Origin of the sequence: Caulobacter radicis (genome assembly GCF_003094615.1) — a bacterium.
GTDB classification, from domain to species: domain Bacteria; phylum Pseudomonadota; class Alphaproteobacteria; order Caulobacterales; family Caulobacteraceae; genus Caulobacter; species Caulobacter radicis.
This window is the reverse complement of sequence record NZ_QDKO01000032.1, coordinates 39,073-52,533: the sequence shown is the minus strand read 5'-3', so window position 1 is coordinate 52,533 and position 13,461 is coordinate 39,073. Positions and strand designations below refer to the sequence as shown.

Below are 13,461 nucleotides of genomic sequence, written 5' to 3'. Positions count from 1 at the left end.
AGCTGTCGACTCGAACGCCCCCGAGGAACCCCCAGTCCATGACCAGCTTCCTCCTGCGCCGCGAGCAACGCGGACTGCTGATCTCGGTGATCCTCGGCCTGGTGGTCGCCCCGCTGCTGCTGCTGCTGACCACCTGGGAGATCCAGCGCGAGTTCACCCGCGGGCGCGTGCTGCGCGAGGCGGTGAACCACTCCTACGAACAGCGCATGCAGCTGCAGACGGTGTTCTCGCTGATGCAGGACGCCGAGACCGGCCAGCGCGGCTTCGTCATCACCGGCCAGCAGCGGTTCCTGGAGCCCTACGACGCGGCCCTGCGCCGCCTGCCCAGCCAGCTGGCGGCCCTGCGGGCGATCCGCGAGCGCGACACCGGCGACCTGATCGAGACCGACGATCCGACCTTCGACCGGCTCGAGGCCCTGATCGCCCGCAAGCAGGGAACCATGGCCGAAGGCATCCGCCTGCGCCGCGAGAACGGCGAGGACGCCGCCCGCACCCTGGTCTCCAGCGGCCAGGGCAAGGTGATCATGGACGAGATCCGCGCCGTGGTCGGCGAGCTGCAGGCCGCCGACAAGGCCGCCCTCGACCGCCGCGTCGCCGCCGACGAGGCCATGACCCAGCGCACCGAGCGGCTGACCCAGACCCTGTTCGTGGTGCTGGTGGTGTTCCTGCTGGCCGCGTTCCTGCTGCTGTCGCGCCAGATCCGCGCCCGCCAGCAGCTGTTCACCGTCGCCCAGGCCACGGCCGGACGCCTGGACGCCATCCTCGACAACGCCCAGGACGCCATCATCACCCTCAATCCCAGCGGCACGATCGAGACGGTCAACAAGGCCGCCGAGGCGATGTTCGGCCTGCCGCGCGAGGGCCTGCTGCGCAAGGCCCTGGCCCAGTTCATCGACCTGCCCGACCGGGGCGAGCTGTTCATCCGCCAGCTGTCGGGCGCCGACGACCTGTCCAAGGGCGTGCTGCGCGAACTGACCGGCCATCGCGTCGACGGCTCCACCTTCCCGATCGAGGCCTCCATCGGCCTCGTCCGCCTGCCCGAGGGCGAGCGCATCACCGCCTCGATCCGCGACATCTCCGAGCGCCGCCGGGTCGAGAAGCTGAAGGCCGAGTTCGTCTCCACCGTCAGCCATGAACTGCGCACGCCGCTGACCTCGATCGCCGGCTCCCTGGGCCTGCTGGTCGGCGGGGCGGCCGGCTCCCTGCCCGAGCGCGCCGCGCGCCTGCTGGGCATCGCCCATTCCAACTGCCAGCGCCTGGTGCGGCTGATCAACGACATCCTCGACATCGAGAAGATCGAGTCCGGCCAGATGGAGTTCGACCTCCGGCCGCTGGACCTGGGCGAACTGGCCCGGCGGGCGGTGGACGGCATGGGCGGCCTCGGCGGCCAGATGAACGTCGCCTTCAAGCTCGACGTCGCCCCCGGCCTGCCCCTGGTGCGCGGCGACTCCGACCGCCTGACCCAGGTGGCGGCCAACCTGCTGTCGAACGCCGCCAAGTTCTCGCCGCCCGGCGGCGCGGTCGAGGTCAAGGTCAGCGCGCCGCGCCCCGACGTGCTGCGCTTCTGCGTCCGCGACCACGGCCCCGGCGTGCCGGAAGCCTTCCGCGACCGCATCTTCTCCAAGTTCGCCCAGGCCGACGCCTCCGACACCCGGGCCAAGGGCGGCACCGGGCTTGGCCTGGCGATCTCGCGCGAGATCGTCCAGCGGCACGGCGGCCGACTGTGGTTCGAGTCCGAGCCGGGCCAGGGCGCGACCTTCCTGTTCGAGCTGGCGACGATCGAGACCCGCGCCCGCCAGCCCGAACCGTCCGACGGCGCGGCCCGCGTGCTGCTGTGCGAGGACGATCCCGACATCGCCGAGATCCTGTCGCAGGCCCTGCGCGAGGCCGGGGTGCGGGTGCACACGGTCGGCGACGTCGCCTCGGCCAGCGCGGTGATCGAGATCGGCGGCTTCGACGCCTTCGTCACCGACGTGCGCCTGCCCGACGGCAGCGGCCTGGACCTGCTGCGCCGCCTGCGCGCCGACGCCGCCACCCGCGACATCCCGGCCCTGGTGATCTCGGCCGAGGCCGCCGAGGGCCGCGGCGAGGCGCTGGACGTCGTCGACTGGCTGCAGAAGCCCATCGACCTGGACCGCCTGCGCACCGCCGTGCACCGCGCCGTCAACGGCCACGCCGACACCCGCCGCATCGAGGTGCTGCACGTCGAGGACGACCTCGACGTCCACGCCGTGGTCCGCGACGCCCTGCAGGAACGCTGCGCCGTCCGCCACGCCGACAGCGTCCGGTCCGGCCGCGCCGCCCTGCAGGCCGCTCGCCCCGACGTCGTCATCCTCGATCTGGGCCTTGGCGACGGCAACGGCGTCGAGCTGCTGGGCGACCTGCACGACGGCGGCGAGGAGCCCGTGCCGGTGATCGTCTTTTCGGCCCAGCCGCTGGAGGACAAGGCGCTGGCGGCCTCGGTCGACGCGGTGCTGACCAAGTCCAAGACCACGCTGGACCAGCTGGCCCGAACTGTGCGCAAGCTCGCCGCGGACGCCGATTCCAAGAGACGCCGATGACCGACCTGAAGCTCCTGTACGTCGACGACGAGGCCGACATCCGCGAGGTGGCGACCTTCTCGCTGGAGCTCGATCCCGGCATCGAAGTGCGCTCGGCCGGGGGCGGGATCGAGGCTTTCGCCATGCTCGACGGCGACGGCTGGCGCCCCGACGTGGTGCTGCTCGACGTGATGATGCCCGACATGGACGGCCCGGCCGTGCTGGCGCGCCTGCGCGAGCGCGGCGACATCGACGGGACGCCGGTGATCTTCATCACCGCCCGCGCCCAGGCCGAGGAGCGCGCCCGCCTGATGGGCTTCGGCGCCGCCGACGTCATCACCAAGCCCTTCGACCCGATGACCCTGGCACAGGACGTGCGCGCGATCCTCGCCCGATGACCATGGCCGATCCCCTCGCTCCGCTGCGGGCCAAGTTCCTGGTCCGCGTCGCCGACGACCTTGCCGCCCTGCGCGCGCCCGAGACCTCGATGAAGGACCGGCACTACATCGTCCACCGCCTGGCCGGGGCGGCCGGCGTCTTCGGCTACGCCCAGATCACCGACCTGGCCCGCGACCTCGACGACCTGCTGATCGACCAGGGCGAAGCCCCGCCCGAAGCCTTCGCCGAGTTGATCGCGGCCCTGGAGGGGCTGGCCGGCTAGAACAGCCGGACCGGCTTGGCCACGGGGGGAGCTTCCAGGACCGGCTTGGCGGGCGCGGCTTCGGTGGGCACGGCTTTGTTGGGCGCGGGCAGCTGATCGGCGAGCGGCTTTTTCAACTTCTTGGCTTCGACGGCCGCCGCCTTGCTCGCCTCGTAGTCCTTCTCGACCTGATCGACGAGCAGCCCGAACTCCGGGTTCGAGGACTCGATCAGGCTCAGCAGACCGGTGATGCCCGCCTTGAGCGTCTTGGCGGTTGGATCATTGTCCAGCTTGATCGGCTTGCGGCCCGGCGCCAGCTGCTCCTGGATACCCGACGGCAGCTCCTGCAGCAGAAGGACCGAGGCCTCCGGCGCCGCGGCCGGATCGGGCAGTTCATTGACGTAATACTGGAGGATCGCCAGCTGGCGATCGGAAAGCGACCCCGCGTCCACCTTCAGCAGAGCTTCGATGCCGCCGGCCGCCGCGACCTGCGCCCCGTTCAGCATGGTCGAGGGCGGATTGGTCACGGCCGGGGTCGGCGCGCGCGAAAGCGCCAGCTTGGCGAAGCGGGTGATCCCCGAATAGGTGCAGATCTCCGCGTATCGTTCGACGACGAGCGCCGCCTGCGCACCGGTCCGGACGTCCGAGAGCGGGTTCTCCTGGCGGAACTTGTACAGGGCTTCGACAATCAGCGTCTTGGTCTCGGACGGATAGGGCGTCATCAACGCCCTGCGGTCGTAGGCCCCGACCACCGCGTTGGCCAGGGCGCCCCCGGCCGCGATCCGCGCCAGCTGACGGGCCGCCAGGGCCGAGTTCTTCCGCAGGGCCTCGACCGACGCCCCCGCCGCGCCTGCCGCGGTGATCGCGTCACTGCTGAAGCCAGCGATGTTCTGCGCCTGGATGAGGTTGTCGAAATAGGCGTTGCAGGCCTTGTCGACCCCGTAATAGCCGGCCTCGACATAGCGCACCGGCCCGCCCGCCAAGCCCACCTGCGTGGATATGCCGTCGGCCGTCGTCTTGACGTCCTCGAGCGTGGGCGAGTTCGGGGCCTTCGGTCCGAACGAGATCGTCTCGCATCCCCCCAGGCCCAGCGACAACACGCCCATGGCCAGCGCCACGCCGCGCCCCGCAAGAGCGCCGAACCGATATGCGGACGCGCCGACGTCCTCGCATGCGTAACGCATGACCCCCCCGATGTTCACCAGGCGCCGAAACATCGGATCGCCCCCCGAAAACGACGTTATTCGACCTGGCGTTGAAGTCCAGCTTCAAGCGTCGTCATCCGACGCCGACGTCATATTGGCCCCTGCCCGCCGCAGTCCGTCCCAGGCCGCTGTCGCCACCATGGCGCGCGGGCCACCACGGCGGCCATGGAAAAGCTCTTCGCCCCCACCCTCGTCCTGCACATAGCCTGCGGCCTGGCCGCCGCCGTCGTCGGGCTCGCGCCGATCCTGACCCGCAAGGGCTCGCGCCTGCACCGGCTGTCGGGACGGGCGTTCGTCGTCCTGATGGGGGTGATGCTGGCGGCCGCCTGGGTGATGACGGCGCTGCATTTCAACGCCTATTTCACCGCCCTGTCGGCGACGGCCAGCCTTGGCCTGTTCTCAGGCTATCGGGTGCTGCGCCGCAAGCGGCCCGACCGCGATCCGGCCCAACGGGCGACCGTTCTCGACTGGGCCGCCACCCTGGCCGTGGTGGCGATCGGCGCGTGGGTGCTGACGCTGCTGCTGGCCGGCGACAGCGACGCGCCCCGCGCGCCGGCCGTAGCCCTGGTCTGGGGCGCCTTCCTGATGGGCGGCTGGGATCTCTGGCGGTTCGCGCGGCCAAGGGACTGGCCGTTCTCGCCCGACCTCTGGACCTACGAGCATCTTATGAAGATGCTGGGCGCCTATGGCGCCGTGCTCAGCGCCTTCTCGGGCAACTTCCTGACCTTCCTGCCGACGCCGTGGAGCCAGCTCTGGCCGACCTTGCTGTTCCAACCGATGGCCGTGATCTGGATCGCGGCCCTGGCCGTCCGGCGGCGGCGCGCATGGTCGCTCGCCTGAGGGCCGCGCCGACCGCCGCCTGGGTCTGGGCCTTCGCCGCCTACAGCTGGACGGTCACCAGCGTCAGCGCCGCCTGGTTCGCGCGCCGGCTGGCGGCGGGACGAGGCGAGAGCCTGTCCGTGGCCGCATCGCTGCTCTGGCAGGGCGGAATCTACGCCGCCTGGCTGCCGACGGCGGGGATCGTCTGGCTGGTGCTGCGCCGGTTGGGGGCCGGGGCGCGCGGGATCGCGGCGAGCTTCGCGGCCGGCCTCGCCATCGTGCCGCTGGAGGCCCTGGCCGCCAGCCTGATCGACCGCGCCTTCATCGGCGGTGGCGGCGGCCCTGCGACACGGATGCTGGAGCGGACGCCGGTCTGCCTGCTGCTCTATTCGGCCATCGTCGCCGTCGGCCTGGCCGCCGTCCACCACCGCCGCGCCCGCGAGGCCCGGGCCCGCAACACCCTGCTCGAAGCCGCCCTGGCGCAGGCCCGCGCCGTCGCCGCGCCGCCGCCGGGCGTCGAACGGCTGATGGTGATGTCGGGCGCGCGCCGCATCCCGGTCGAGATCTCGGCCGTCGAGTGGTTCGGCGCGGCCGACAACTACGTCGTCGTCCACTGGGCCGGCCGCGAAGGCCTGCTGCGCGCCACGCTGCAGAGCCTGGAGGCGCGGCTGGATCCCCGCCTCTTCGCCCGCGCCCATCGCTCGTCCCTGGTCAACCTCGCCCACGTGCGCGAGGCCCGGCCGCTGTCGGACGGCTCCTGGCGGCTGACCCTGGCCAGCGGCGACGAGGTGGTCACCAGCCGGACCTATCGCGACGCGCTGCTGGAGCGGCTGGGCGGACGCGCGGGCTGACGCCCCCTCCCCTTTTCTCCCATCATTCCCGCCCTTGTGGCGGGAACCTCTCTTTCAGCCGCAAGGGCGGATGAGGCGGCGTGCTTGGCACGCCGCCAGCGTCTCGCCTGCGAACGGAACCAGGGGTTCTCGCCACAAGGGCGGGAATGACGGGAGGATGGGGAAGCCCTGGACTACTGCCCCGGGCAGCTCACATGCGCCTCGGTCGGCTCCAGGCGGATCTCGCGGAAGGCCAGCTTGAAACCGGCCTGCGCCGACAGCACCACCGGCGAGGAGATCCGGCTCATGTCGGCGCCGGCGGCCTTCAGGCACGACAGCTTGATCTGGGTCTTGCGCCACTCGCCCACCGGGGCCTCGGCGAAGATCTTGGTGACGTCCACGCCCCCGGCGCAGCCCTCGCCGCACGAGATCGAGAAGCCCACCGGCCCCGGCGCCCGCTCGTCGACGCGGTAGGTGAAGGCGATCGACAGGTCGCCGGTGGTCTGGCCGGTCAGGTCGGCCGGCGGGCCGTTGACCAGCAGGGCGCCCGGCCCGGTCCAGGTCGCCAGGCGCGCGTCTTCCTGGGCGGCGGCGTCGATGGCGGTCAGCTTCACCCCACCGGCGGTCGACAGCAGCCACGGCGCCGGCGTGCGGCCCGAGACGAAGTATTTGTCGACATTGACGCTGGCGCCGGACACGCCCGACACCTCGCCCAACTTCGCCACCTTGCCGGGCTTGGCGTAGCTGAGGCCATAGCCGTAGGCGAACTGCGGATCGTAGCCGGCGTCACCCTTGTTCAGAGGACCCTGGTCGGCGGTCTTGGGCCAGCTGAACGACAGCTTGCCGGTGAAGTCGCGCCTGGACTTGCCGTCCTTGCCGGCGACCAGGACGTCGGCGACGCCGCCGCCTTCCGAGCCCGGCAGCCAGGCGGCCACGAAGGCGTCCGAGGCGTTGATCTCGGGGTTCACCCACAGCGGACGGCCCGACAGGAACACCGCCACCACCGGCACGCCTTGGGCCTTGAGCTTCTTGAGCAGGGCCAGATCGGTCTTGTCGCCCGGCTGGTACTCCAGGTGCTGCAGGTCGCCCTGGAACTCGGCATAGGGCGTCTCGCCGAACACCACCACGGCCACGTCCGGCTTGTCGGTGAAGGCGCCGTCCTTGGCCAGCGTCGCCTTGCCGCCCGAGGCCTCGACCGCCTCCTTCAGGCCGCTCCAGATCGACTGGGCGCCGGGGAAGTCGGCATTGGTGTTGCCCGTGCCCTGCCACGACAGGGTCCAGCCGCCGGCCGCCTTGCCGATGTCGTCGGCGTCGCCGGCCACCAGCACCTTCGCGCCCGCCTTGATCGGCAGTACGCCGTCGTTCTTCAGCAGCACCAGCGACTTGGCCACCGCCTCGCGGGCCAGGGCGCGGTGATCGGGCGCGCCGACCCGCTCGTAGCGGCCCTGCACCGGCGGGGCGACGCGGTCGAACAGGCCCGACTTGATCTTCACCCGCAGGATCCGGCGCACGGCGTCGTCCAGCCGCGCCATGCTGATCTCGCCGCTCTGCACCTGCTTCAGGGTATTGTCGAACAGGCCCTGCCAGCTGTCGGGAGCCATGTACATGTCCAGGCCCGCGTTCAGGGCCTGCGGACACGAGACGTTGGAGCAGCCGTCGACCTGGCCATGGGCGTTCCAGTCGCCGACCACGAAGCCGGTAAAGCCCATGCGGTCCTTCAGCACGTTCGTCAGCAGCGTCTTGTTGCCGGTGTGCTTGACGCCGTTCCAGCTGGAGAACGAGGCCATCACCGTCAGGATGCCGGCTTCGATGCTGGGCGGGTAGCCCTGGGCGTGCAGGCGCACCAGGTCGGCCTCCGACACCGGCGCGTCGCCCTGGTCCTTGCCGTTCAGCGTGCCGCCGTCGGCGAGAAAGTGCTTGGCGCTGCCGGCGATGCGGCCGGCCTCCAGCGCCTTGCCGGCGGCGAGCTTGCCTTGCAGGCCCAGCGTCATGCGGCCGGCATAGCTTTTGACGATCTCCGGATCCTCGCCATAGCCCTCGTAGGCGCGGCCCCAGCGGTCGTCGCGCGGCACGGCCACCGTGGGCCCGAAGGTCCAGTCGCCGCCGGCCACGGCCACCTCTTCGGCGGTCGCCTTGCCGATGCGCTCGATCAGGTCCGGATCGCGGGTCGCGCCCAGGCCGACATTGTGTGGAAACAGCGTGGCGCCGACCACGTTGTTGTGGCCGTGCACGGCGTCGATGCCGAACATCAGCGGGATCGGCACGTGGCCGTCGCGGCTCTCCAGCGACACCGCGCGGAACAGGTCGACAAACTGCGCCCACTCTTTCGGACCGGCCTTGTCGTTGCCGTTGGGGCCCGAGCTGCCGCCGGCCAGGATCGAGCCCAGCGGATACTCGCGCAGCTGTTCGGGACGGATCGAGCCGATGTCGGCCTGGATCGTCTGGCCGACCTTTTCCCGCACCGACATCCTGGCCATCAGCGCGGTGATCTTCGCCTCGGTCGCCGCGTCGGTCAGGGCCGCCGGGCTCTTGACCACGGGCCAGGCGGCGACGTTGGCCGTCGCCTTGCCGGCGGGGGTCAGCACCTGCGCGCTCGCGACGCTCGTCAGGCTGGAGGCGGCCAGAAGGGCCAGGGCGGAAAGGCGGAACGGCGTCACGGGCGGCCTCGATCGAAAAAGGAGCGCGACGGCCAAGGGGAAAGAGGCCGCCGCGCCCGAACACGCCACGGAAGCAGCGTAGGGTTTCGAGGCGGCGGCTGGCCGACGGGCGCGCGGCGGCTCCCGGGCCATGCGCACGCGCATGGATCTGGCCTCCCGCTCGCGGGGTCGTCTGCTCGCGACCGCCTCACAACGACACGAGACAACGTTGTCTTACTTGGTGTCAACACGCTTATATTTGTCCACTTGAGGACAAATTGACCACAACCCTTTCCACAATAAGCGATTTTCGCGACGCACGGAGCAGTGCGAATTTCTGACAACGATGTCTTACTTGCATCCAGAAGACATCCACTGATGACTTACCCGCAGGAAGCCGCTCGACTCGGCCGCCATGGCCGCGCTATCGCTAACACCGCGCCGAAAGCCGGCGGCGGGAGCCCGATGCGCAACGTCACCATCGTCCATGTGGCCGAAAGGGCCCGGGTCTCGGTCAAGACCGTCTCGCGCGTGGTCAACAACGAGCCGACGGTCACGCCGGACCTGCGCGAGCGCGTGCAGGCGGCCATCGACCAGCTGGGCTACGCCCCCAACATCGCCGCACGCAGGCTCGGCGGATCGCGCTCGTTCCTGATCGTGGCCTTCAACGACCGCAAGCTGACCCTGGAGAACTGGGCCAGCGACCGGGGCAACAACTGGATCGACCGCATGCAGTACGGGGCCATGCTCCGCTGCGACGTCCACGGCTATCACCTGCTGTGCGAACTGATCGACCTGGAGAGCGACCAGCTGGCCCGGCGGGTGCAGCACGTGCTGTCGTCCCTGCGGCCCGACGGGGTGATCCTGACCCCGCCCAACTGCGAGGACCCGACGGTGCTGGAGGCGCTGAAGCGGGCCCAGGTCCCGTTCGTGCGCATGGGCTCGGCGGCGGCGGGTCCCGGCGCCCGGGTGCGGATGGACGACCAGGCGGCCGCCCTGCGCCTGACCGAGCACCTGGTCGAACAGGGTCACCGCCGCATCGGCTTCGTCACCGGCAGCGCCCGCTTCCTGGCCAGCCACGCCCGCGAGGACGGCTATCGCAAGGCCCTGGCCGCCGCCGGCCTGCCGGTCGACGAGAGCCTGCTGGTCCCCGGCGACTTCACCTTCGAGGGCGGGGTCGCGGCCGCCGAGGCCCTGCTGTCGCGCCCCGACCGCCCCACCGCCATCCTGGCCGGCAACGACGAGACCGCGCTGGCGGTGATGCACGTCGCCCGCCGGCTGGACATCGCCATTCCCGGCGACCTGTCGCTGGCCACCTTCGACGACACGCCCAGCGTGCGGCTGTCGCTGCCGCCGCTGACCACCGTGCGCCAGCCCGTGGCCGAGATGGCCGCCCAGGCCGTCGACCTGCTGGTCGCCGCGGCCGCCAAGGACGGCAAGCTGTCGCGCGCCGACCACCTGCTGCCTTTCGAACTGGCCCTGCGCGCCTCGACCGCGCCGCCGCCATAAAGAAGCCTTGCCCACCCGCGACGGGATGTCGCGGGGAGCTTGACCAGCCTGCCGGCGCGCCCTTTCCTCTTGCGACTTCGAATTTGGAGCCGGCAGCGTTTGGCCAGAGACATGACCCAGGTCGACGCCGCCTCAGCCGCCGCCGGACCGCCCACCGTCCGAAGGCGACTGCTGATCATGGCCCTGTGCCTGGTCGCGCCGGCCATCGTGTTCATGGCCCTGCTGGCCCGCGCCGAATACGGCCAGAGCCAGGGCCGCTACGAACAGCAGCTGATCGCCACCACCCGCGCCCTGGGCCTGGCTGTCGATCGCCAGCTGGCCCTGGGCCAGAGCACCCTTCAGGCCCTGGCCGTCTCGCCCGCCCTGGCCGCCGGCGACCTTCCGAGCTTCGAGCGCCAGGCGCGCGCCGCCGTCCGCTCCAAGGACGCCTGGATCGTGCTGATCTCGCCGCGCGGCCAGGTGATCAACACCCGCATGCCGCCCGGCCAGGTCCCGCCGCGCACCGCCGGCCTGCCGCCCGAGCGCTGGGCCGCCGTCCGCTCGGGCCGCACCACCGTGTCGAACCTCACCCAGGGCAAGGTGGCGGGCCAGCCGATCGTGGCCATCGACATGCCGGTGATCGTCGACGGCGAGCTCTACGACCTGGCCTACATCCAGACCCCCGCCGCCTTCGCCCCGCTGTTCGCCGCCCAGGGCGTGCCGCAGAGCTGGACCGCCAGCATCGTCGACCGCAACGCCCGCCTCGTGGCCCGCTCGCGCGACCAGGAAAAGATGCTGGGCCGCTCGGCCAGCAAGCCGATGCTCGACGCCATGGCCAAGGACAACGACGGCGTGCTCGAGACCTACACCCTCGACGGCACCCCCACCCTGTCGGCCTTCAGCCGCTCGCCGACCTACGGCTGGAGCTTCATCGTCGGCGTGCCGCGCACCGAGCTCGAGCGCGCAAACCTCTCGTCCCTGGCCCTGCTGGTGGTGGCTGGCCTGGCCCTGCTGGCCATCGGCGCCGGGGCGGCCATGCTGTTCTCGCGCGGCATCTCCGGCGAGGTCCGCGCCCTGGTGGCCGACGCCCGGATCATGGCCTCGGGCGGCGAAATGCCGGCCCAGACCACCGGCGGCCTGCGCGAGATCGGCGAGGTGCGCGAGGCGCTGCACGCCACCTCCCGCCAGCTGCGCGCCCGCGAGGCCGAGGAAAAGCGCGCGCAAGGCCGCCAGCAGCTGATGATCAACGAGCTGAATCATCGGGTGAAGAACACCCTGGCCACGGTCCAGTCCCTGGCCCTGCAGAGCCTGGGCAAGGGCGAGGCCGTGCCCGGCTTCGACGCCTTCAACGAGCGACTCTACGCCCTGGCCCGAGCCCACGACCTCCTGACCCGCACCGTGTGGGAGAGCGCCGACCTGACCGACCTGCTGCGCCAGACCCTGGAGCCCTACGGCGACCGCGCCCATATCGAGGGCCCCCCGGCCGCCCTGCCGCCCAGCGCGGCGCTGGCCCTGTCGATGGTGTTCCACGAGCTGGCCACCAACGCCTCCAAATACGGCGGCCTGTCCACGCCCGCCGGCCGGGTCGAGGTCACCTGGCGACGCGACCCGCTGGATCCCCACCGCCTGGCCCTGCGCTGGGTCGAGAGCGGCGGCCCCAAGCTCACGGGCCCGCCCAGCCGCAAGGGCTTCGGCTCGCGCCTGATCGCCGCCAGCCTGCGCAACGAACTGAAGGGCGAGGCCCAGTTCGACTACGTGGCCACCGGACTCGTCTGTTCCCTGACGGTCCGCACGACCGGCGCCCAAGCTTTGGGCGAAGACGCCCCCGCGGCCGACGCCTGAACGGGCAGCCGCGCGCGCCCGCGCCAGGCGCCGGCCGGGCGCTTGACCGATGTTCTCCGCCTCATCGTGATGGTCGATCCGCTCAGCACCCATCCTGGGGCGCCGTCGGATCGATCATATTGCCTCGTCGCGTAGATTGATCTTCCATGACGCCCGGGATGCGGCCGCAGAGCCGTGACCGAGGGAAGAGAGCGTCCATGATCGTAACCGACGACTCCGTCATGCTGCCGGCCCGGCCCGAGCCGATCCCGCTGGATCCGGCCCGCACGGCGGTGATCGTCATCGACATGCAGAACGCCTACGCCTCCAAAGGCGGCTATCTGGATCTGGCCGGCTTCGACATCGGCGGCGCGGCCGGGGTGATCGACAAGATCAGCGACGTTCTGGATGTCGCCCGCGACGCCGGCATGACCGTGATCTACTTCCAGAACGGCTGGGACGACCAGTACGTCGAGGCCGGCGGCGAGGGCTCGCCCAACTGGTGGAAGTCCAACGCGCTGAAGACCATGCGCGCCCGGCCCGAGCTTCAGGGCAAGCTCCTGGCGCGCGGCCAGTGGGATTACGAGCTGGTCGATGCGCTGAAGCCCAAGCCCGGCGACATCCAGCTGCACAAGACCCGCTATTCCGGCTTCTTCAACAGCCAGCTCGACAGCGTTCTGCGCAGCCGCAACATCAGGAACCTGGTCTTCGTCGGCATCGCCACCAACGTCTGCGTGGAATCGACCCTGCGCGACGGCTTCTTCCTCGAATATTTCGGCACGGTGCTGGAGGACGCCACCCATCAGGCGGGCCCCGACTTCGTCCAGAAGGCCGCCCTCTACAACATCGAGACCTTCTTCGGCTGGGTCTCGACCGTGGCCGACTTCAAGGGGGCGTTCGGGCAGCTGGCGCCGAAATGAGCCACCGTGCGTCCTTCGAGGCGCGCCGGACGCGCACCTCAGGATGAGGGCGTCACTGCACCGAATTCCTCATCCTGAGGCGCCCGCGTAGCGGGCCTCGAAGGACGCACCACCGCCCCTTTCTCCGCCCCCGGACGGAATGAAGAACTTAATTACAGAAGGACAGGACGAGATGCCCAAGACCGTCATCACCCCGCCCGGCACGGGCACGCCGATCGCGCCGTTCTCGCCCGGCACGCTGGCCGACGGGATCGTCTACGTCTCTGGCACCCTGGCCTTCGACAAGGACAACAACGTCGCCCACGTCGGCGATGCCGAGGGCCAGACGCGGCAGGTGCTGGAGACCATCAAGTCGGTGATCGAGACCGCCGGCGGCACTATGGACGACGTGACCATGAACCACATCTTCCTGACCGACTGGGCCAACTACCAGACCATCAACAAGGTCTATGCCGAGTATTTCCCCGGCGACAAGCCGGCCCGCTACTGCATCCAGTGCGGCCTGGTGAAGCCCGACTTCCTGGTCGAGATCGCCAGCGTCGCCCACATCGGCAAGAAGTGA

The 13,461-nt window shown here is 70.7% G+C and carries 11 protein-coding genes; 9 read left to right on the top strand and 2 right to left on the bottom strand.

Going from position 1 to position 13,461, the window contains the following annotated elements; all coding sequences use genetic code 11:
• Positions 1-38: 38 nt before the first annotated feature.
• Genes DDF62_RS17975 through DDF62_RS17965 form a run of 3 tightly spaced genes read left to right on the top strand, consistent with a single transcriptional unit; the run spans position 39 to position 3,201 of the window.
• Positions 39-2,561 (top strand): CHASE3 domain-containing protein, encoded by a 2,523-nt coding sequence (locus DDF62_RS17975; protein ID WP_165832291.1) that lies wholly within the window; start codon positions 39-41, stop codon positions 2,559-2,561.
• Entirely contained in the window at positions 2,558-2,938 is a 381-nt protein-coding gene (locus DDF62_RS17970) for a response regulator (protein ID WP_116490371.1), read from the top strand. The genes DDF62_RS17975 and DDF62_RS17970 overlap by 4 nt, the downstream gene beginning before the upstream one ends.
• Positions 2,939-2,940: 2 nt before the next feature.
• Positions 2,941-3,201: an Hpt domain-containing protein gene (locus DDF62_RS17965; protein WP_165832290.1), complete on the top strand. Its 261-nt coding sequence runs from the start codon at positions 2,941-2,943 to the stop codon at positions 3,199-3,201.
• On the opposite strand, the gene DDF62_RS17960 is transcribed toward DDF62_RS17965, so the two are convergent.
• Positions 3,198-4,364, bottom strand: a complete 1,167-nt coding sequence (locus tag DDF62_RS17960) for a hypothetical protein (RefSeq protein WP_133244949.1) — start codon at positions 4,362-4,364, stop codon at positions 3,198-3,200. The two genes, DDF62_RS17965 and DDF62_RS17960, sit on opposite strands and share 4 nt — an antisense overlap.
• A 186-nt stretch (positions 4,365-4,550) precedes the next feature.
• Here DDF62_RS17960 and DDF62_RS17955 point away from each other — a divergent pair, with 186 nt between their 5' ends.
• A complete protein-coding gene (locus tag DDF62_RS17955) occupies positions 4,551-5,225 on the top strand; it encodes a DUF2306 domain-containing protein (RefSeq protein ID WP_116490368.1) in 675 nt (224 codons plus the stop codon).
• Positions 5,210-6,055 carry a LytTR family DNA-binding domain-containing protein gene (locus DDF62_RS17950; protein ID WP_244286858.1) on the top strand — a complete coding sequence of 282 codons (846 nt, stop codon included), beginning with the start codon at positions 5,210-5,212 and terminating at the stop codon, positions 6,053-6,055. Before DDF62_RS17955 ends, DDF62_RS17950 begins: the two co-directional genes overlap by 16 nt.
• 173 nt (positions 6,056-6,228) lie before the next feature.
• Here DDF62_RS17950 and DDF62_RS17945 read toward each other — a convergent pair whose 3' ends face one another.
• Complete coding sequence (locus DDF62_RS17945) at positions 6,229-8,691, bottom strand: glycoside hydrolase family 3 protein (protein WP_425267063.1); 2,463 nt, start codon at positions 8,689-8,691, stop codon at positions 6,229-6,231.
• A 444-nt stretch (positions 8,692-9,135) separates the two neighbouring features.
• On the opposite strand from DDF62_RS17945, the gene DDF62_RS17940 reads away from it, so the two are divergent.
• From DDF62_RS17940 to rutC, 4 genes are all read left to right on the top strand, one after another.
• Entirely contained in the window at positions 9,136-10,179 is a 1,044-nt protein-coding gene (locus DDF62_RS17940; protein ID WP_116490367.1) for a LacI family DNA-binding transcriptional regulator, read from the top strand.
• Between the two features lie 111 nt (positions 10,180-10,290).
• A complete protein-coding gene (locus DDF62_RS17935; RefSeq protein WP_244286857.1) occupies positions 10,291-12,000 on the top strand; it encodes a sensor histidine kinase in 1,710 nt (569 codons plus the stop codon).
• Between the two features lie 197 nt (positions 12,001-12,197).
• On the top strand, positions 12,198-12,899 hold the full coding sequence (rutB, locus tag DDF62_RS17930) for a pyrimidine utilization protein B (protein ID WP_165832289.1): 702 nt from the start codon (positions 12,198-12,200) through the stop codon (positions 12,897-12,899).
• Positions 12,900-13,071: 172 nt separating this feature from the next.
• A complete protein-coding gene (gene rutC, locus DDF62_RS17925) occupies positions 13,072-13,461 on the top strand; it encodes a pyrimidine utilization protein C (RefSeq protein ID WP_116490366.1) in 390 nt (129 codons plus the stop codon).